18 protein-coding genes are annotated in these 20,976 nt (G+C 43.9%); 8 read left to right on the top strand and 10 right to left on the bottom strand.

Annotation, left to right across the window (positions count from 1 at the left end; translation table 11 throughout):
• Positions 1–25 precede the first annotated feature (25 nt).
• Genes R7E42_RS10280 through R7E42_RS10265 form a run of 4 tightly spaced genes read right to left on the bottom strand, consistent with a single transcriptional unit; the run spans position 26 to position 3,436 of the window.
• Positions 26–811 carry an outer membrane lipoprotein-sorting protein gene (locus R7E42_RS10280; protein WP_213903352.1) on the bottom strand — a complete coding sequence of 262 codons (786 nt, stop codon included), beginning with the start codon at positions 809–811 and terminating at the stop codon, positions 26–28.
• Positions 804–2,072: an ABC transporter permease gene (locus tag R7E42_RS10275; protein WP_130545306.1), complete on the bottom strand. Its 1,269-nt coding sequence runs from the start codon at positions 2,070–2,072 to the stop codon at positions 804–806. The genes R7E42_RS10280 and R7E42_RS10275 overlap by 8 nt, the downstream gene beginning before the upstream one ends.
• Entirely contained in the window at positions 2,060–2,758 is a 699-nt protein-coding gene (locus R7E42_RS10270) for an ABC transporter ATP-binding protein (protein ID WP_078610161.1), read from the bottom strand. The genes R7E42_RS10275 and R7E42_RS10270 overlap by 13 nt, the downstream gene beginning before the upstream one ends.
• Positions 2,759–2,767: 9 nt before the next feature.
• A complete protein-coding gene (locus R7E42_RS10265) occupies positions 2,768–3,436 on the bottom strand; it encodes a hypothetical protein (RefSeq protein WP_171345560.1) in 669 nt (222 codons plus the stop codon).
• Positions 3,437–3,828: 392 nt separating this feature from the next.
• Between R7E42_RS10265 and rodA the strand changes: the two genes are divergently transcribed.
• Entirely contained in the window at positions 3,829–4,911 is a 1,083-nt protein-coding gene (gene rodA, locus R7E42_RS10260) for a rod shape-determining protein RodA (RefSeq protein ID WP_017633806.1), read from the top strand.
• Between the two features lie 70 nt (positions 4,912–4,981).
• On the opposite strand, the gene R7E42_RS10255 is transcribed toward rodA, so the two are convergent.
• From R7E42_RS10255 to R7E42_RS10245, 3 genes are all read right to left on the bottom strand, one after another.
• Entirely contained in the window at positions 4,982–5,698 is a 717-nt protein-coding gene (locus R7E42_RS10255; RefSeq protein ID WP_005374482.1) for a YebC/PmpR family DNA-binding transcriptional regulator, read from the bottom strand.
• A 135-nt stretch (positions 5,699–5,833) separates the two neighbouring features.
• Positions 5,834–6,043 carry a DUF3283 family protein gene (locus tag R7E42_RS10250; RefSeq protein WP_005374484.1) on the bottom strand — a complete coding sequence of 70 codons (210 nt, stop codon included), beginning with the start codon at positions 6,041–6,043 and terminating at the stop codon, positions 5,834–5,836.
• A gap of 100 nt (positions 6,044–6,143) precedes the next feature.
• Positions 6,144–8,042: an ATP-binding protein gene (locus R7E42_RS10245; RefSeq protein ID WP_318072631.1), complete on the bottom strand. Its 1,899-nt coding sequence runs from the start codon at positions 8,040–8,042 to the stop codon at positions 6,144–6,146.
• Between the two features lie 68 nt (positions 8,043–8,110).
• On the opposite strand from R7E42_RS10245, the gene R7E42_RS10240 reads away from it, so the two are divergent.
• On the top strand, positions 8,111–8,866 hold the full coding sequence (locus tag R7E42_RS10240; RefSeq protein ID WP_005374490.1) for a substrate-binding periplasmic protein: 756 nt from the start codon (positions 8,111–8,113) through the stop codon (positions 8,864–8,866).
• Between the two features lie 68 nt (positions 8,867–8,934).
• On the opposite strand, the gene ribA is transcribed toward R7E42_RS10240, so the two are convergent.
• Together ribA and R7E42_RS10230 are read right to left on the bottom strand one after the other, a co-directional pair.
• Positions 8,935–9,996 (bottom strand): GTP cyclohydrolase II, encoded by a 1,062-nt coding sequence (ribA, locus tag R7E42_RS10235; RefSeq protein WP_005374492.1) that lies wholly within the window; start codon positions 9,994–9,996, stop codon positions 8,935–8,937.
• 238 nt (positions 9,997–10,234) lie between these two features.
• Positions 10,235–10,432, bottom strand: coding sequence for a PA3496 family putative envelope integrity protein (locus tag R7E42_RS10230; RefSeq protein ID WP_005374493.1), 198 nt, complete (start codon positions 10,430–10,432; stop codon positions 10,235–10,237).
• Positions 10,433–10,793: 361 nt separating this feature from the next.
• Here R7E42_RS10230 and R7E42_RS10225 point away from each other — a divergent pair, with 361 nt between their 5' ends.
• From R7E42_RS10225 to R7E42_RS10215, 3 genes are read left to right on the top strand one after another with little or no spacing between them, the layout of a single operon-like run.
• On the top strand, positions 10,794–11,642 hold the full coding sequence (locus tag R7E42_RS10225) for an ABC transporter ATP-binding protein (protein ID WP_005374497.1): 849 nt from the start codon (positions 10,794–10,796) through the stop codon (positions 11,640–11,642).
• Positions 11,643–11,644: 2 nt separating this feature from the next.
• Positions 11,645–12,577, top strand: coding sequence for an ATP-binding cassette domain-containing protein (locus tag R7E42_RS10220; RefSeq protein WP_053350124.1), 933 nt, complete (start codon positions 11,645–11,647; stop codon positions 12,575–12,577).
• Entirely contained in the window at positions 12,577–13,044 is a 468-nt protein-coding gene (locus tag R7E42_RS10215; protein WP_005374501.1) for a hypothetical protein, read from the top strand. The genes R7E42_RS10220 and R7E42_RS10215 overlap by 1 nt, the downstream gene beginning before the upstream one ends.
• Before the next feature lie 289 nt (positions 13,045–13,333).
• On the opposite strand, the gene R7E42_RS10210 is transcribed toward R7E42_RS10215, so the two are convergent.
• Positions 13,334–15,304 (bottom strand): replication initiator protein RctB domain-containing protein, encoded by a 1,971-nt coding sequence (locus tag R7E42_RS10210; protein ID WP_225492006.1) that lies wholly within the window; start codon positions 15,302–15,304, stop codon positions 13,334–13,336.
• A 1,237-nt stretch (positions 15,305–16,541) separates the two neighbouring features.
• Between R7E42_RS10210 and R7E42_RS10205 the strand changes: the two genes are divergently transcribed.
• The 3 genes from R7E42_RS10205 (at position 16,542) to R7E42_RS10195 (ending at position 20,874) form a co-directional block, all read left to right on the top strand.
• Positions 16,542–17,759 carry an AAA family ATPase gene (locus R7E42_RS10205; RefSeq protein WP_005374503.1) on the top strand — a complete coding sequence of 406 codons (1,218 nt, stop codon included), beginning with the start codon at positions 16,542–16,544 and terminating at the stop codon, positions 17,757–17,759.
• Positions 17,760–17,766: 7 nt separating this feature from the next.
• Positions 17,767–18,741, top strand: coding sequence for a ParB/RepB/Spo0J family partition protein (locus tag R7E42_RS10200; RefSeq protein ID WP_005374504.1), 975 nt, complete (start codon positions 17,767–17,769; stop codon positions 18,739–18,741).
• Positions 18,742–18,846: 105 nt separating this feature from the next.
• The gene (locus R7E42_RS10195) at positions 18,847–20,874 is read left to right on the top strand and encodes a tRNA(Met) cytidine acetyltransferase TmcA (RefSeq protein ID WP_225495784.1); all 2,028 of its coding nucleotides are present in this window, start codon (positions 18,847–18,849) and stop codon (positions 20,872–20,874) included.
• Positions 20,875–20,976: the final 102 nt, after the last annotated feature.

The raw sequence follows: 20,976 nt of genomic DNA, 5'->3' as shown, positions 1-20,976 counted from the left end.
CATGGTTCTATTTAAGGAGTTCAGGCTAAAGCTGAGTCGTATTGGCTTTCGGCAAATAGCTTGGGTTGTAGAACTTGTTGTCCAGTTGCCAAGGCACGATTTCTTGATACTCGATAACGGTCTTTTTGCTCGGCTGAATGCTATCAAGCAAGGTCATCTCACTGACATAGTCTTCGCCATTGTCGGTTGCGCGTCCGTATTGCGCTTGCTTGGCGAGTTTGCCAGAGCGCAAGTAGAGATCGGCTTTGATTGGAAATGCATCTTGCTCAGACAACCATAAGTCGATCTTCTGATAACTCGCCCCTTTTGTTTTCGCGGTTAAGGCAAGGTGATAAGCCGCGACACTTTCTTCATTCACCGAAACAGTTTCTGTCGCTTTCCATTCACCTTGATAATCTTGGCTCCACGTCAGGGTTGAGATGTCGCCGATAGACGCTTCACCAAGCAGCTTTTGCATTGGCGTAATGCGAATCGGACGTCGGCTCTTTGGCATTTGCAGCCAGTAGTTGTCGCCCATCATCAGCATCTTTTGTCCAGCTTCGACTGCCGATTTGAACACCACCAACGATTCACGATTTGGACGCGTGTACACGTGGTAAAGGCGGGTTTTATCTAATTCTTGGCCTTGATATAAGCGCACCAGTGACACCACTTTGGAGGAATCATCTTGCAAGCGGTAGCTGTCGGCTTTTTCAATCAATTGCGCGACTTGCTGTGCATCTAACGCTGTTTCATTCGCACTGGCATTCATGCTTGCCATGCCGCCTACCGTCAGCAGTACAATTGGTAATAGTGATTTGAAATTAAACATAAATCAGAGCCTCCGTAATTGGCTTGTTCACCCCTTTGCGTGCCGAGAAAAACGCTGCAACCAAACAAATCATCAATACTGCGAATCCAGCGACAGCCACCAGCTCCCAAGAGAAGTAAATCGTTAATGGGTAACCTTCTGTGCGTCCTGGCGGTGGCGGCATTTGCACATCCACGACCATCAGTAAAATGGTGACTAGCGCCGTAAACAAAGCGCCGATTAAGCTGCCAATCACCGCAAGTAACCCTGCTTCGCGCAAGAACCCAGCAATGATTTCGCGAGGGTAGCTACCAAGAGCCGACAAGGTGCCGATTTCACGAGTACGCTCGGTGACCGACATGGTCATGGTGTTGAACAGGGCAACAAAGACCACCAGCGCCATTACTGCACCCATGATGCCGAAGATACGGTCGTACAAATCTTTCACTTTGAGATAGAAGAACGCGCGTTCTTGCCAAGGCGTAATCTCAATATCTTGCTCGCCAAAGTTCTGCTTTTGCTTACTCAAAACCGAAGCCACTTGTTGCTCGACTTGGCTAGTTAAACTGGTATCGAACAGAAAGACAGATAACGCACTGACTTTGTCTGAACCGAGCAGCGATTGCGCGCTGTTGATGTGCACGTAAAGCTGGCGTTTATCAAGCTCTGGCACGCCAGTTGAGTAGATGCCACGAACTTTGAAGTCATACGCGTTCAATGCACCGTCGGTTGTGGTCGCCAGCAAGGTAATCCAATCGCCAACGTGTACGCTTAAGTTGTTCGCCAAATCAACGCCAAGCATCACTTCCGGCTCTGCTGGGTCATAACGCGATGCATGAATGTTGGACAGCGTTTGCCCTTCGCGCAGATCCAAAAACGGTCCTTTCATATCGAATTCGCGCTCGTTAACACCAATGCCGATAAAGATCGATGACTTGTTGCCGTTGGAAATCAAACCGCTGAACTCAACTCGTGGTTGAACCCCTCGCACTTCATTCAAGCCAATCAATTGCTTGGTGATGTCATCGGCATGAGTTAACCCGTTACTCAGCGGCATCTCTTCTTCTTTGGCGAAGTAACCCGGTGTGGTTAACGTCAGATGCCCGGTGTCACGCGCTGTCGATTCTTTCAAACTGTCGTAGGTGTACAGACCAAAGCCGCCCGCACTGGTTAAGGCAAACACGGCAATGGCGATGATCAGCATCGATAACAAACTGCGACGGCGATTACGTTGTAGGTTCAACCAAGCAAGGCGAACCGAAACAGGAATTAGCTTGCCCATGAAACCTCCTCCACACTCGCGTGCGTTTGGGTGATTTTGCCATCCACCAACTCAATGGTTCGATCACAACGGGATGCCATGCGAGGATCGTGAGTGGCGACGATAAAAGTGGTGCCTAGCTCGTGTCCGAGCCCTTTCATAATGTCGATGACCTTGTTGGCAGTTTGGCTATCAAGGCTTGCGGTTGGCTCATCAGCAATCACCAATGCTGGTTTGTGTACTAACGCACGAGCAATTGCCACGCGTTGTTGCTGACCGCCCGATAGGTTATCGGGCATGTGATGAATAAACTCGCCCAAGCCAACGTGTTCCAGCATTTGTGTAGCAAGCTCGGTTTGTTCTGCTTTTAAAAAGCCGTTGAGATGCAGCGGATAAGCCACGTTCTCTAGCGCTGTCATCACGGGGACAAGATTGAATTTTTGGAACACAAAACCAAGCTTTTCACGGCGCATTTTCGCCGCCTGCATTTGTCCGGTTGGGTATGGGCTGCCTGCAAATGTCACCTGACCTTGGTATTGAGTATCCAGCATGCCAAGCACGTTAAGTAAGGTGCTCTTGCCTGAGCCAGACGGCCCGCACAATGCCACCATTTCGCCGGCAAATACTTCACCAGAAACGTCTCGCAATGCACGCACCGTTTGGCTGCCAAGGGCATAATCGCGACTAAGTTGATTAAAAACGATCATGACGCCTCCCTAATACTTGGCTAGCAACGCTTTCGCGGTTTGCGTTTCTAGATTGCTGTCGCCCAATTGCTCCATTTGCGCTAACCATGTTTTGGCTTGTTGAACATCTTCAGCGCGCAGTGCCGCTTCAATGGCATAACGGTAAATCCACGAAGTAGCCGCGAAAGGTTGTTGGCTAAAACTCGGTTCATCGAGCAGAGAAAGGTACAGCTCGTAGCCACGCTCAAAGTGATTGAACATGTCTGGCAGAGAGGTAAACGTAGTAGCTGCCATGGCGGTAGCTAGCTGGTATTCCGGCAAACCTTGTAAGCGTTGTTGCTCTTGCAGTGGTACTGGCTGATTCGCCATTAGATCCAAACCTTTTTGGATTGTGGCAAGACCGCGCTCGGTGAACTTCATCTTGTTCCAAGGCATAAACGCCTCACGACCTTGCAACGTTTCAGCACTGCCCAAGTAAACCAAGGTCACCGGCGTTGCGCCCTGCTCTTCAAGTTGTTTGGATAATTCGCCGTAAACGGTATCAACTAAACCAGAGTCACCCTGCGCCGCTTGGTTGAATTGACTGAGTGTGCGCTCGCTTGGGTTAGCCAGAGTCAGATTGCTGCTGAGTGCAAATGCGGCGATAAAGGTACTTGCCAGTTTAAGAGCTTTGATTGAGCGAAATTGAGAAACCATCATGTACTGTCCTTAGTTGAACGTGATTTGATGGTTTCAGATTAAGGGAGAAGATCGCACGCTGCTTTTGCATGCGACCAATGGCAGTTATGCGGAGTGAATGGTATTGAGAGAGGATGAATGACATTCACTTAAACAGAAAATACAATTCCGTTCATTCGTAACGCTACATTTTTACGGCAGTCACAATAAAAACACTGGCTTAAAATCTGAGGCTAGTGTATTTATCCATCCCACAACTACCCATAACAGACAGTGCGCACTCTCCTTTCTTACACACCTTTGCATGGTGTCTGTTGTTTCGAAATCGAGATTCTTAGCATCGGAATAGTTTGAACTCTTCGAGTTTTAGTTGTTTTCGCACTCAAAATAGGTGCGTTATTAGGTCGTTGAAAATGAATAAGCGTTATTTCCCAAGAGTTGATTTGCCACTACTCATGGCGATCATTCCGATCATGCTGTTAAGTTCGCTCACTCTCTGGAGTGCCAGTAGCTTTAATGAGGCGATGCTCTTCAAACATTTGGCGCGCTGCGGACTGACATTAGTTTGTATCTTGGTCATGTCCTCGATTCCAGCGTCCAGCTATCAGCGCTCAGCTCCATATCTCTACATTATTGCGGTTGCGCTACTACTTGCTGTCGCTTTATTTGGTGATAGCACCAATGGCTCTCAACGTTGGCTCGATATCGGCTTCTTCCGCTTTCAACCGTCTGAACTAATCAAACTTTCCATTCCAATCATGATCGCCTGGATGCTTCATATTGAAGGAGGTCGACCAAACAGTCGGAAAATTGCGTTTTGCTTACTTATTACAATGATTCCTGCCGGGTTAATCGCGCTACAACCGGATTTAGACGGTGCAGTTTTTACCATCATTTATGCATTGTTCGTTTTGTTTTTGGCTGGCATGAGCTGGAAAATAATCTGCGGGTTTATTGCGAGCATTCTAACGTTAGCACCTATTTTATGGTTCTTCGTTATGGAAACCTATCAAAAGAGCCGTGTAACACAGTTCTTGCACCCTGAGTCCGATCCACTGGGTTCGGGCTACCAAATCATCCAATCTTTGATTGCGATTGGCTCAGGCGGTATGAAAGGCAAAGGTTGGATGAATGCAACGCAGGGAACACTTGGCTTTATTCCAGAAAGTCATACGGACTTTATTTTTTCGACCTATGCAGAAGAATGGGGCTTTGTTGGCAGTTTAGTCTTACTCGCATTGTACTTGTTTATCACTGCACGCGTTATGTTGCTTGCATGTCAGTCTGACCACTTTTTTAGTCGGCTGGTAAGTGGCGCATTAGCGATGAGCTTTTTTCTGTATGCTTTTATCAATACTGGCATGGTTAGCGGCTTGTTGCCAGTAATGGGTAGCCCACTTCCCTTCTTTAGCTATGGCGGCACGGCGATGCTAACTCAAGGTATCTGTTTTGGTGTAATCATGTCGCTGTGTTATTCCAAATATCGTAACGCATAGCTCTGCTTGAGAAAGCAAGCAAAAAAGGCTTCCCTAAGGAAGCCTTTTTACAACGATATGAGCGAATTAATTACAGCTCTGCGTTGTGGTAAACCTGCTGAACATCATCACAGTCATCTAGAAGATCTAGGAATTTCTGGAACTTCTCAGCATCTTCACCCGATACAGGCGTATGAGTTTGAGGAACGAATGTGATTTCTTCAACATCGATCGTTAGATCTGGAAATGCACCGTTAAGCGCAGTTTTTGTTTTGAAGAATTCTGTGTGAGGTGCGAATACAGTGATAACACCGTCTTCTAGCTCAACGTCAGTAACGTCTACGTCTTCCATCATTAGCGTTTCTAGGATGATTTCATCATCGTCGCCTTTGAACTGGAATACCGCTTGGTGATCGAACATGTGAGAAACCGAGCCCTCAACACCAATTTTCGCACCGACTTTCACAAAGCATTGGCGTACATCTTGGAAAGTACGGTTGCCGTTGTCTGTTAGACAGTCAACGATAACGCTAGTACCGCCAGGGCCGAAGCCTTCGTAACGTGCTGGAGTGTAGTCTTCACCACCGCCACCGTTCGCTTTGTCGATCGCTTTATCGATAACGTGCGCAGGAACTTGGTCTTTTTTCGCTTTTGCGATCAGGTGTTTCAAAGACAAGTTCATGTCTGGATCACCACCACCGTTTTTCGCGCACATGTAAATTTCTTTACCGTATTTGGAATAAACTTTAATTTTCGCGCCTGCAGTTTTCGCCATAGAGGCTTTGCGCACTTCAAAACTTCTTCCCATCGGGATGTCTCTCTAAATTCAAATTTAATGCGAAGGATTTTAGCAAAAAGCGAAACCTTTTCAATTTCGCTTAGCAAAGGAATAGGGAGGTTACCTCATTCGTCGCATTGGATTGAACCATTGCCACGGTTCGCGTTAAGCGACACCCATTACTCGTTTGTACTTTTCGACCGATTGCTGAAAAAACGCCTTTTCATCAGCATCGTTAATCTTGGACAACTGTTCTTCTATTGCTTCAGGACCAGATTTGGCCTCTCTGAGCTTCCAAACCAAAAACGACGCCTGCTTATCCAGTTCGATTTTGTTTTTTTCGTCAGGCGGCAATAGGGATAGATTAAACGACATTCACAGCCTCAAGGTACTTTAAATACTAGCCGGGCACTATATCACACAGAGTTACAATTACAGAATAGAAACGCACTTAACTTGATCGATTTCAAGTTAACTATTTAGGCACAGCGCTGATTTTCAGTGCTTTTGGTAAATGCTGTTCGAATATTTGTTGTAATCGAGTCTTGGTAACGGGTTTAGCCACGAACTCGTTCATCCCAACATCGAAGCAATGTTGCTGCTCCTCTTTAATGACATTGGCACTTAGCGCAATAATTGGAACGTGTTTCCCCCACTCTCCCATTTTTCGAATTCGCTCCGTAGCAATAAACCCATCCATCACAGGCATTTGGCAGTCCATAAAAATCAAATCGAAAGGCTGCTGATCACACAGCTGCAATGCTTCTTCGCCATGGTTGGCGACACTCACTCGCACACCCAGTTTTTCTAACATGATGCGAACTACCTTCTGATTGACGATGGTATCTTCAACAACCAATACCCAAGGTTTATCGTTATCTTGAGGGCTGATTTCGTTGTCTTCCGCTTTCGGGAAATCTAATACATTAAGTTGGTCGGTATAGGTCGATTGCGCATTTATTACAGCAACAGGAATCGAAAATTCAAAACAGCTTCCCAGCCCAAGCTCACTTGTTAGTTGTATTTCCCCTCCCATCAAGTTAACCAACTGTGCAGCTATCGCCAAACCAAGCCCTGTCCCACCATACTTTCTGGTGGTACTACCATCAGCTTGTTGGAAGCGTTCGAAGATTGCTTGTTGGTGCTCTTTCGCAATACCAATACCAGAATCCACAACCCGAAACCGGATATGAGCGGTCTCTCCATCAAGTCGAGATAACGCTACAAGAAGCTTCACATGACCGCGCTCGGTAAATTTAATCGCGTTGCTCAACAAATTGTTCAGAACTTGTTTCAATCGTGTGGCATCACCTTGCACTTCCATTGGCAAGTGAGGATCAATATCGCTGAGCAGCTGTAAGTTTTTCTGCTTGGCTTTGACACTATGTAAACTGATGACATCGTCAAGTAGCTCGCGAAGATCATAGCTCGTGTATTCCAGCTCTACTTTGCCAGCTTCAACTTTAGAGAAGTCCAAAATGTCGTCGATGATCGTCATTAGTGAGTGAGAAGAACTGTCAATGATCTCTACAAACTCTTTTTGCTGGGGATCGAGGTCGGTGTCATTGAGCAACGACGACACACCAATAATGCCATTCATCGGTGTGCGGATCTCATGACTCATAGTGGCAAGAAACTCACTTTTCTTACGATTAGCGACTTCTGCCCTATCGCGTTCAGCCTCTAACTCAGTCTGGTGCTCTTTCACTTTCTCAACACTTCGGTTGTATTTCTCTGCCAAAACACTCACTTCATCAAAGCACCATCGTTTAGGGAGAGTCACTTTACTCGGCACTGTACCGCCACGAAAATCGCTCACCGCACCAGACAGCAATTGTAACGGATTGACCAACAAGCGAAACGCCACCCAAAGAACACCAATGATGAGAACAAGAATTTTGATCGCTTCTGTCGTAAGTAGAAAAAAGAACTGCTGCCAAAGATCTTCATATATCGCGCTAAGATCCGATTGAACCGTTAATATCGCGAGATCATACGTTTTATCGCCGACCCGATACTGCATCGGCCAGCTTCTCTCGACAACATCCTCAGAAAGCGCCGAACCTAATTCAATGATAACTTCGTCTTCACTAGCAATACGTAAGTAGTCCACCGAGGGCATACGCATTGCACCTTGAGCTTGTGTCAGCAACAGCTCCCTATCCTCTACCCACAAACTCGCAGAAAAGCTCGATAAATAGCTAGACTCAACCTGCTTTAATTCAACATCTAAATGGGCTAAATCTTCGTGAAAAACTCGATATAAGCTCACTGTAGAAATGATGACCGTAAAGATTAAACTCAACGTTAATACCGCCAACATAAGTTGGTTGCCGATACTAAAACGACGTTGAGATCGCTCTTTTTCATCCATATGAAACCGCTCCGATAAACTTGCGCTACTCTAAATATAGCTACGCACAAATAATAATCGAGGATACGATGAAAAGACTTCTACTTAGATTGGCTTTTAGCTTAATTGTTGTAAGTTCTCATGTGACCGCAAATCAAGTGAACTATTACGTCATTGCTGAACAAGCTCGACCATTTCAAATTGAACAACAGGGACAAATGCACTCCGGAATTGTGACCGATATCGTCAGCGCTATCTTCGCGGAGTCGGATTACCAAGTGAATTATCACACTTATCCATTTAAGCGCATGATTTCCATATTGGAAGAAGGCGCTGAGCCAAACTGGTTAACTTATGGCAGCCCGAACTGGGGCAAGGTGCAATCGGAAAATTTATCTGAGGAGCCCATTTACACTGTAAAACATGTACTGGTGTCGAGTAGCGAGAAGCCTTTAGAATTCAAAAATATGGATACGATGCATGGTCGTTCTATTGTATTACTGCTGGGGTTTGATTATCCAAATTTAACACCGTTCTTTGAAAATGGCAGTGTCAATGAAATGCGTGTGAAAGACTACAACGCCGCATACCGAGTGATAAGCCGAACCCCTGGAGATACAGCTTTTGTCGAGATGGAATCCCGAGTCCTTTACAACTTAAAGCGACTCAATTTGCCGTTAGAGAATTTTCAGATACAGCCTTTCAGCTCGGTTATTCCTGACTACTCAATCTACCTGGCTTTTTCACCTCAAATGCAACCAGAAACTCAAAATTACATCAATACACGACTCGTTGAATTAAAAGCCTCAGGGGAAATTGATGAAATCATTCAAAAGTATCAATGAATCAACTCATTAACAAAAACGCCAACGATGATACGTTGGCGTTTTTGTTTCTGGGAAATCTGTAGCACTTACTTAATGTGGTTAACAAACTTAGGATCAAACATGTGCCCCAATTTACTCGCCTTGGTTTGCAGGTAATGTTGATTACTTGGGTTATTCCCTTCTTGTAATGGCACTCGTTCAATGACGTTAATATCAACCGCTTTTAAGGCGGCGAGCTTGCGTGGGTTATTCGTCATTAGACGCACAGCGTCAATCCCCAAATGCTCTAGCATTCCTTTACAGAACGCGTAATCACGCATATCAGCGGCAAAACCTAAACGCTCATTTGCTTCCACGGTATCTGCGCCATCATCTTGTAGGTGATAGGCACGAATTTTATTAATCAAGCCGATTCCACGCCCTTCTTGACGTAAATAAAGCAGCACGCCACATCCCTCTTTGACGATGTTTTGTAGCGCTCTATTAAGCTGAAAACCACAGTCACAACGCGTGCTAAATAGAGCATCTCCGGTAAGACACTCCGAATGCAACCGAATAAGTGGTGCTGCACTTTTTGTTGGCTCGCCATAGACCAGAGCAAGATGCTCTTTATTTGTCGCGGCTTCAATAAAGCCGTACATCATAAATGTGCCCCACTGGGTGGGCAATTTGGCTTTATCGATAAACTTCACGAGATTGTAAGGCTCAACATGTCTCAGCTCTGCTCGAACATTCATCAGAATCTCTCCTAGATGATTTTCTCCTTTACCATCTCCCCCGTCTCCCCAAAAGGCATCTTTATGAGAATGCTCTGTTAGGCAAGCATTACCCGTTCTCATTAATTGCTGCGCTAATGGTGGATTTTGTAGAAACTTTTCCCTAACGATGAAAGCCATAACAGCCAACTTTATATCGTCCCAATCGCTTCTGACAAAGTGTTCGTATTTACGGCTTAAAGCAAACGCTTCATCAGGGGTGCTTGCGTGCTGAATTTTACTTTGCAACTGAGCATCGAGAAACTTTTGGGCTTGGTAATAATGTTCGCTGGTGGGCCAAGTTTGGGAGGAGATATTGACTGGGGCATGGCAAAAATTTGAGAGAAAACCGTGGGGTTCATCGGGCTCATAAAAAAGGATTTGATCAACCATACTTGCGCTCCTTGCTTTGTGGTTGCGATAATCAACAAAAAGCATATCGCTACTGATATATCTAGTAACACAAGGTCAGATTGTCAAACTTCTTCGGGACGGGACGTGAGTGTGAAACTCGTGCTTTTGAGGCGCAAGACAGATAAATGGAGGGTTTGAATAAGAGAGTAATAGAGTGAAAAAATAAAAAGGGCAGTCCGTCGACTACCCTATGGGTTGCTAAACCAACCTGAGGCGATCAGTGTATCAAGCCAAGCTCCCTTGCTTCTTCAATGGTCAACCCACTTTCACGGATCTCACGTAACGCTTCAATGCGTCTTCTGGCTTCTGCTGATTTCACTGTTTTCTCTGGCTTCACAACGGTTTCCTCATCAGGTAATTCCCATTTGTGAGCGATGTTGGTCATCTCGTCATGGTCGATAGAATTAATGGACATATTTCCTCCGAACACACCATGTTTTCGATGCGTAATCTATAGCAAAACCGGAACAAGGTGGTAAGAAAAACTGTAGGGAAATGTGACCCCTCCCGCCCTTTCGTTAACTCCTTAATAGATTCATCATTTAAGTTTTGCCAAGGGACAAATTTACGATTAAATTTGAGTAATTCCCCCTACGAAAAGTGTGCTGATCTAGCTCTCAATTCTGCTCTTCTTTAGTTTTATCAACGACGCATTACACCACTTCCTGTTTCACCTAACTTTCGAGTCACTTCACTGATTCATGGTTTGATACTTTCTAAAAACCGCCACACCTGATAATGATAATAATTATCTTTTAGATTGGTAAGGTGTTTATATGGATGGTATTAACTTAAGTCATGCATACCACAATGACCCGGTCATCCAGATCCGAGATTTGTGCGTCGATTACATCACTGATAATGGTGATTTTAATGCGGTAAAGTCCGTCAGCTTTGATATCGGCAAAGGCGAAGTATTTGGTCTCGCCGGTGAATCTGGATGTGGTAAAAGCACAATCGCATTCTCAATAAATCGTCTTCATAAGCCGCCAGCGTTCATTTCTGGCGGTAAAATATGGTTTGATGGCAAAGATATCCTTAGTATCTCAGACTCTGAACTGACCGCTCTAAGGTGGAGTGAAATCGCCATGGTGTTCCAGAGCGCGATGAACTCACTCAACCCTGTCTTAACGATACAAGAGCAATTTGCAGATGTATTACGACACCATCAAGGCCTCACTAACGCTCAAGCAAAAGATAGAGCAGAAAAGTTGTTGGACTTGGTCAATATTCCTCGAGAACGCTTAGCAGAATATCCTCATCAATTTTCAGGAGGAATGCGTCAGCGGTTGGTGATAGCCATTGCTTTGTCTCTAAATCCAAAACTGATCATTATGGATGAACCCACAACAGCATTAGATGTAGTGGTACAGAGAGAAATTTTACAGCAAATTTATCAGCTTAGAGATGAGTTCGGTTTTTCAGTCCTCTTTATCACTCATGACCTGGCACTCATGAGCCAACTATGTGATCGAATTGCAATCATGCGTCACGGAGAAATCGTCGAAGTCAATCGAGCATACGATATACGCAATCATCCTCAACACCCTTACACGCAAAAGCTATGGGCTTCTTTCCCAAACATCCATGACGTCCACAAACAACCAGAGTTACAAGGAGCGTAACCATGAGCCAGCCTATCATCCAAATGAAAAATGTGATTAAAGAATTCAAAGTGGGCGGTGGTTTAGCGAAAGAGGAAACCTTTCGTGCGCTTCAAGGAGTGACTTTTGATCTGTACGCAGGAAAAACCTTGGCTTTGGTTGGAGAGTCAGGCTGCGGTAAGAGTACTTGCGCTCGTTTAATAACCAAAGTCTATCCAGCAACGCAAGGCGAGATTCTTTTCAATGGCACTGACATAAATGAGATCACGTCACGATCGGCTCTACAAGAATATCGCAGTAAAGTACAAATGGTGTTTCAAGATCCGTTTGGCTCTCTCAATCCAACTCATACCATTCGCCATCACCTAACACGTCCTTTAAAAATTCATAAACAAGTCAAAAACGAGCGCGACATCCCAGCCCGCTTGGAAGAGCTCCTAAAACTGGTGGAACTACCTGAAGAGACATTGAATAAGTTCCCTCACGAACTCAGTGGTGGGCAACGTCAGCGAGTAAACTTAGCAAGGGCTTTAGCGGTAGGTTCGCAAATCATTCTTGCGGATGAGCCTACGTCTATGCTGGATGTTTCTATTCGCTTGGGAGTGTTGAATTTAATGCAACGAATGAAGCAAGAGCTGGGAATTGGTTTTTTATACATCACTCATGATCTGGCGACTGCGCACTACATCGCGGAAGAAACCGCAGTAATGTACAAAGGGCAAATCGTTGAATGGGGCGACACTCATTCAATACTTAAGAATCCGCAGCATCCTTATACTAAGCTGTTGATTTCTGCCGTTCCTGATCCTGACTTACCTTTTGGTAACTTAGTGAAAAATGAGCCAAACTATTCGATAGATGCCGATGAAATTCGTCAACGTAGCAGCATAATTGTCGACGAATTTGATCAAATAGGGCCAAATCACTATGTAAAACAATGGACTGAGGCAGCGTAATGGATTTGAGTACTTGGCAAGATCAAATCGCCATGTGGTACGAACAGCGGAAACATGATCAAGTAGAAAAATTGGAAACGATCTTATATCAGGTGCCTGATGACGTGTTTGGACCCGAATTGAGTGATCTTCAAAGTAAAGCGATTGCTTGCTGGTTGGATGGATGTTTACGCGTGTTTCAACATGCAAGGTACCAAGACCCTCAGAAAGCATATCAAACCTTGCTTTATACGAGTGCAAAGCTTGAACAAGCAGCATGCCAAGTCTCGACTGATATTCTGATCAAAGATTGGTGTTTGAGACGACTTCAGCATCTCACCGTTGTGGCGTTAGAGTTTTGTAATCAGCAGTGTGATCAAAACAAGTGGCAGGAACAAGCCCATAGCTTAATCGAATCACATGTTGCGTTGATGCGTTCATTACATTGGAATGAACCCAAGAAGCATGATCAAGGTTTACCTCATTAGTCCGGAAAAATGATCAAGGCTTAATTAGCGGAATTTTAGGCAAAAAAAAGCGAGTTTCCTGAGGAGAAACTCGCGAAGTCTATTCAGAATGAATGTAACAATATGAGCCAATCTATTAATCATCAGAAAGGACAAAAGGTTGTCTATTCGGGATAAATAGTAGTATTAGGCTTGGCTTCTAATGTCAGTGGTTTGTAAGAGTTAAGTCTGTTTTTTATCATCGAAAGACATTGTTACATTTCAAACCGATACATCACACCTATAGCTTGATACACATCAAGCGACACTTTTAAATCGCCATTTCATCCAAGGCACGAAATACCATTTCATCCATGTGACCATCGAAGATTTGACGACAAACTTTCCGACGCACCGCTAACCCCGCAATCAAGCGCTCGATGGTAAGATGCTTAACATCGTTCTGGGTGTTAAACAGCTCGACGGTTTTACTTAATGTCTCATAAGGAATCGGCTCATCCCCTACCCTTAGCCAATCGAGCTTCTCTATGTAATCTGAGCACTCTTCTTTGATTGAGGCATACGAGTGCCCTGTCATCGCAGACAAAGCCGTTATACTGCGTTCTAGAGCCTCTGGTGAGGTATATTTAGATAGAGTAATGGTGATCTCATCAGCATTGATCTCTACCAAATGCTTTCTTTGCTTCACGCGTCGCCCTAAATTTCCTCTTGGAGATGGTGCTTTGCGTTGAATAGGCTCAAATTCGCCGTCTATGATGCCTGAGAGCTCCTCAAGCTGTTGTCGGGTTACCATCTCATTACGAAGTGGATTTGGCAGCGTAGGCGCCATGTTACGCTTTCCTGCGTTGGTCGTTCGCGCTCGCGAGTAACGTAAGACCTCTTCGACATCACATTTGATGTCGATTTGGTAGTCCATCACTTTGTCATTTTCGATCATGGTTTCGATCGTCAGGTGATAACCCCACAAATTAACGACGAATAGATCATCATTCCCTTTTCCATCAGACAAACGCTTTAGTTCTCGGATCAAATCCATGGAGAAACGTCGCCATTCAATGTTACGTGCAAGCTTCTGATTTAACTCACTCAGTAGCATGCAATCCGTGTGACGACGAACCATGCGACTACGGAAGAAAGAGTACAGTTGAAACACCAAAGTATGTTGTTTCAAGATCTCTGGCGGAAACAAGAAGAAATAATCGCGCGTTAACAGCTCTTCATAAAACGAAGGTTCCCAAACTAAAATATATAAGTTTGGCTTGATACGAATTTCACCATCGCTACCCTCCACTGGTGCCTCTTCAGAGGCTGTGATGGTTCGAGCAAGAAAACGAAAACGATCACTTTTGAAGCCCTCTGGCATGTTTTCACTTAGCCAACGTCCAGTAAGTTCATGGAGCTGAAAATCAGTGAATTCAATGCGATCAATGCTATCGCGAATGGAATCACGAGCTGGGCCACTGTCTTTTTTGCCTCTGAGCGACAAAATATCAGTGATGTATAGCGGCGTTTTGTTTGGTACGTGAGCCGCATCAAGCTGATACTGATCTTTGTGATGATCATGATACTGAACCGTTAACGTGAAGAGAGCGAACAGGGTCATGAGATCATCCACAGTCATGATATTTTTGGATGATCGCGTCTCAATAACGGCTTTTGTGCCAGAGATCGACACCATGGATTTCTGATAACTTTTTCGAGTTCTTGGTGGCGCAAGTGCTTGGTCAATTATCCCAGCCCAATTTGTTGGAGATACAACAAATTGATCGGCTTCATCTTTCATCGTGGGAGGTGTGTTTAACCCGTGCTCATTCAACAAACGTTTGTTTACTTGAGTCTGAGCCAATGCTTTCGAACGTTTTTGTTTCTCGTTCTGGCGAACTTTGTCGGTAACAAGACTTGTTGCTCCCAACACAGATATAAGCTGATTGGGATTCACAAATTTATGTAGCATCGTTTTACCAGCAAGTCCCTCTTCAAAACGCACTGGAATTTGAGTAAATAAACCAATATTTACTGCCGCGCGCAAACGTTGTTGCAGAGCTGCACGTGTGAGTTGCCCATCTGTTGCTTCCACAATCTCTGTGGTTGAAACCAAACCATCCTTGCTGCTGAAGCCTCGTAATGAGATCAGATTAAGCAACTCTAAGATGCTTTTGGTCACCCCTTTGAAATGTTGGTACTGCTCTACCCAATCCGCAGAGGATTCATGTACCTCAAAAAGATGGCCATCTTTGTGGCTTCTCGGTGCTTTAATCAGAATTTTTTCATCAGCCGTCATTTTAGATCCAGATCACACTAGCCGTAGTTGTGCTATGGTTCCGAAGAATAAAGAAAAACAGATCATAAATAAAGAAAAAGATTGTTTTTTAAATAACTGATCTTTTTGATTAATCTGATCTTAATTGATTATATGATCTAATGATCTGGCTTGAAATTTCTCGCTAAGCTTTTGTTCTATAAGACTATTATTTCCATGTGTTTCGGAACTATGATCATAAGAAGTCTGAAAGTATGATCAACAATAACCTGAAAGCATGATCATATTTATTCGTAAGCATGATCATTAAGGTTATGAAAAGATGATCAAAAGAGTCTTGAAACGATGATCATGATGTTTTTACAGGTTATCCACAGATGCTGTATTTAATAATGATCTTCACGATGATTATATTGTGCATTGGTGATGTTATTTATACTCGGATCGATGATCAAGAGCCAATATATCTATCGTTCTGGCGCCCATATTGATGAGATATCACTCATCTGATTAAAATACATTCAAGTCGCTCATATTTAGAAGTAAATCCTAGTCTCTGCTTATTTACAGGAAGCATGATCATGAGAGCGTGATTTATCATAGCAACTTGAGCAATTTCATTGTTCCGGCTTCTATAACGTCAATTTCTGCTCAATCCCCCATTCTGTCTGCACTCAACCGTAAATCAGAGAAGAAAACTCATGCTTCCGAGAGATTCTAAGGCTTGATCATATTTCCGATTAATGGATCTTATTTTATTTGCGTGTTTACACCTTACTCTGCTCTATTTTTCCATGATCATGCTTTCGGATTTGCTTATTAACACGGAAGCATGATCATAAGCATACCTTGATCATACTTCCATAGATGTTTCGCTGGAACTGCCCTATTTTGCTCGGAGACATGATCAAGGTGTTCAGGTCTTTATTGTTCCGATATTACTTACTATTTATCGTTTAAATTAGGTTGGTCTAACATAACCCGTAATTTAGCTTAAGATTATAATCGTTCCGGTAGAAAATTGATTTACATTGTAAATGAGTGACGCTGTAACACTTTTTATTTTTAAGTTTAGGTGTCCACTTATGAGAAGATTATTTGATTAAAAATAGTTATCTTTTTGACCATAAATCATAAAAGCGTCGATTTGGGTGTTTTTTTATGTGATGGTAATTCAAAATGTTCGTGCACCTTTTTGTTGTTTTTGGTCTTTACTGCTGTACAATTGCAATTATAAATCCTTCCAACGGAATTTGGCATGAAAAGAGAAAAAACGATTGAAAACCTTCTTGAGTTAGCGGAGCTGACTCAGCAGGTTCAAGCTGACCGTATTGAAATTGTTTTAGAAGAGCGAAGCGATAACTACTTCCCACCAATGTCGAAAGCGATGATGGAAACCCGTTCTGGTCTAACTCGCCGTAAGCTCGACGACGCGATTGGTAAAATGGAAGCCGCTGGGCATCAATTTACTAAAAACAACGCGAATCATTATTCAATTACGTTAGAAGAAGCACACATGCTCATGGATGCGGCTGAAGTGCCTAAATTTCATGAGCGTAAAAAGAATTCAGGTAACAAACCTTGGATTATTAATGTGCAGAACCAAAAGGGCGGTACAGGTAAATCAATGACCGCGGTTCATTTAGCGGCATGTTTAGCGCTAAATTTGGATAAACGATACCGTATTTGTTTAATCGACTTAGACCCACAAGGCTCGCTACGTTTATTCCTTAACCCGCAAATCAGCATGGCAGAGCATGATAATATCTATTCTGCGGTAGACATTATGTTGGGTAACGTGCCTGATGGTGTGGAAATTGACAGTGAATTTTTACGTAAAAACGTATTGCTGCCAACGCAATATCCGAACTTAAAGTCGATTTCAGCGTTTCCAGAAGACGCGATGTTTAATGCGGAAGCATGGCAAACGCTATCTGAAGACCCATCACTCGATATCGTCCGTCTGCTGAAAGAGCAACTGATTGATAAAATTGCTGATGACTTCGATATCATTATGATTGATACCGGTCCACACGTTGACCCATTAGTATGGAATGCGATGTATGCATCAAATGCCTTGCTAATTCCTTGTGCGGCTAAGCGTCTGGACTGGGCTTCAACAGTAAACTTCTTCCAGCATTTGCCTACGGTATATGAAATGTTCCCGGAGGACTGGAATGGTCTTGAGTTTGTTCGCTTGATGCCAACCATGTTTGAGGACGACAATAAGAAGCAAGTTTCTGTTTTAACTGAAATGAACTATCTTCTAGGTGACCAAGTTATGATGGCTACTATTCCTCGTAGCCGTGCGTTTGAAACCTGTGCCGATACCTACAGCACAGTATTTGATCTGACAGTAAGCGATTTTGAAGGCGGTAAGAAGACACTAGCTACCGCGCAGGACGCTGTTCATAAAAGCGCACTGGAATTAGAGCGTGTCCTGCACTCTAATTGGCCGTCATTGAATCAGGGGTAATAAGTAAATGGCTTTGAAAACGTCTGAATTAAACGCGAAATTATTTGGCAAAACGAATAAGCGTCGTGTTGTGACTCCGCAAGAGGCGCAAACTGCGGCAAAAGAGAAAGCTCAAACGATTGAACTAGCAGTTGCAGGTGAAAATATTGTTCAGTTTGAACTTGTGCGTATTCCTGCAAATAAAGTTGCGACAGAAACAACAGTATTTGTTGATAACGCTCGTGAGCAATCGTTCTTAAATGAACATGCTTTATCTGATGTTTTAGTCACACTCAAAGAGCGTGGCCAACAATATCCAGCTGTAGGTCGTAGAACTGAAGATGGCAAGATCGAAGTTTTAGATGGTAGCCGTCGTCGCATGTCTTGTATCCTCGCTGAACAAGATTTTTTGGTTTATGTTGCTGACAACATCAATACTGACCATGCTAAGTTTTTGTCTGATGTGGCAAATGCTCACAAGCCGCTCTCTTTATATGAAAAAGGGAAAGAGATGCAGGCTAAGCTTGATAGTGGTGAAGCTGAAGATCAGAAAGCATTGGCAAAAATGTTCCAGTGCAGTGAAGCGTTGGTAAGTGGCGCTTTAAAAGCCGCAGCATTACCGTTAGAACTGCTTCAAGCGTATCCGAATGTTGGCGATCTCGGTCGTCCAACTATCGTGAAACTGCACAAACAGTTTTCAACGCTGACGCCAGAGCAGCAGCAAGAGCTGTTAGATAAATGTCGCTCTAGCGAAGGGTTTTTATGGCAGCGAAGCACAGCTCAAGGCGTTGCTCGTCTGACAAAAGAAGTCACGGAAAGCATCGAAAATTGGATTACTGAACTTGCACCAGCAAAACCTGGCAAGAAGACGGAAAAAGTCGACTTAGTAAAAGGTCGAGCAAGCTATAGCCGAAAAGGTAGCAGCCTAGCGTTGAACTTGAAGAAAGTTGATGACAGCTTAATGGAAGAGATTCTTGCGTTTGTACAAACCAAACTGCAATAACAAATGATGATTGAATCAACCGCCTCCGGGCGGTTTTTTTATATCTGAGAAGCGTCAAATTAAAGATGTGATACCATTGCGTCAGTTCAACGTTGGATAGACAAAATGCAGACACAATCTGATTTCCTTTCATCACTTCAACATCAAGCTCACCAATCTTTCCAAAGGATTGGTGTTGTCATTCAAGGCGAGGCTTCTTGGCAAAATGCGTTGATGTCAGAGTTCCATAAAACGCAGCGCCATCAACGTTGGTTTTCTGTTGGTGATTTTGGTTTGAAAAACGTATCCAGTGTTTCGTCTAAACAAGGGCACATGTTGCTAGGCAGAGAGTGTGACGTTCTATTGTTTGATGCTCGAAATGGCTTTGACGCCAATAGTTTTACCGCCGCGCTTGGCTCATTGGTTGGCGGCGGTTTTCTTATTGTCATTACTGAGCTGCGACAAAATGCGAATTTTGCTCAGCAATGGATGCACAAACAATGGGAGAAGCTCGTTGTTATTGAGCAAGACAAACCATTGCCAACGGCTCCAGACATCAAGCAAGCAGAAAAAGAAAGCCACTACACGGAACAAGAACATGCCATTTCTCTAATTGAAAAGGTGGTGACAGGACATCGAAAGCGACCATTAATTTTGACCGCTGATCGTGGACGTGGAAAAACAAGTGCCCTCGGAATTGCGTGTGCGAACTTATTACAGCAGAAGCCGCTTAGAATCTTAATTACGGCACCATCTATAAAAGCCGTTGAGCCTGTTTACCAACATGCTTTACGTTTACTCCCTAGCGCACAGCGTATTAAGAAGGACAGATTAGAATCAGGGCAGGGAGCCATTCAATTTATTGCTCCAGATGAACTATTATTGAGTCGACCTGAATGTGATTTGTTACTTGTCGATGAAGCGGCTGCAATTCCAGTTCCTATGCTCAAGAGCATTACCGAACATTATCATCGACTCATTTTTTCTACGACTATTCACGGTTATGAAGGTTGTGGCCGGGGCTTTACGATTAAATTTGTTGATTGGCTTCAGAAACAGCGTTCGGGAATGAAAACGTGGCACATGACACAGCCCATCCGCTGGAGCATGAATGATGCGCTCGAATCATGGCTCTATGACGCGTTTTTGTTGGATGCGGAGTTAACGCACCATCAACTTAACCAGGTCGACTCAATTTCCCTTTCTAAAGCCGATAAGGACGATTTGATATCGCAGCCTAGTTTGCTGCGCGAGTGCTTCGCTCTTTTGGTTAATGCTCATTATCAGACCTCGCCGAATGATTTGATTCACCTTTTGCAAGACGACAACAGTCAGCTCTATTTTGCTAAGCAAGATAATGCGGTTGTGGGGGTAATATTAGCGGTCGAAGAGGGTGGGCTTGACGCTGAATTGGTTGAAGAAATTCAGCTTGGTAAGCGTCGTCCTAAAGGACACTTAGCCCCAGTTACGATTGCAAACCACCTAGGATTTCCGAATGTCGCGAATCTATCGACGCTGCGAGTCATGAGAATTGCTGTTCATCCGGAATTGCAAGGAAGAGGCATCGGTCAAAAAATGCTGCAGCAACTTGATCAAATGGCGGCTAAACACATTGCTTACTTATCCACGAGTTTCGGTGCGACGGAAGAGTTGGTCCATTTCTGGCTACAATCGAACTTCCGTGCAATTCGTTTAGGGTCAATGCGCGATGCTGCTAGCGGTTGTTATTCAGTCTTGATGGTCAAACCTTGTGATTCCCAACAGACGGCTTGGGTCGATGAATCTCAGGCGCTATTTGAAGAAGTGTTGTCTAACAATGTGGCTGACGTCTATCCAAAATTAGAAGCCTCTATTTTTCGAGCTCTATTACCGCAACCTTTGGGAATGAGTCCACTTCATCCCGCTAAGTTATTACTAATTGAATGCTATGCTGATGGTGGTAACAGTTATGAGTCCGTGTCTGCTTGGCTTCAGCAGTGGTTACTTAACTTAGGTTTGAACTCCGCTTCCGACTTGATGATCAGTAAGCTTTTTCTTAACCGTAGTTGGACTGAATGTGCTCAGCAATTTGGTTTACCTGGAAGAAGGCAAGTTGAGCAGCAGTTAAGGGACGAAGTAAGACACATTTGGAACGATTTACACTGTAAACACTAAAGGGAAATTTACACTGTAAATGAAATTATTAGGAGCTGATTTTACACTGTAAATCCAGCTCCTTTTTATTTCGGCGTGTATTTTGATTGAGCTTTAGGTTAA

The sequence above is a fragment of the Vibrio sp. Vb1337 genome, from assembly GCF_033338715.1.
GTDB lineage: Bacteria > Pseudomonadota > Gammaproteobacteria > Enterobacterales > Vibrionaceae > Vibrio > Vibrio alginolyticus.
Note: the sequence above shows the minus strand (reverse complement) of the source record. Positions and strands in the feature narration are given on the sequence as shown.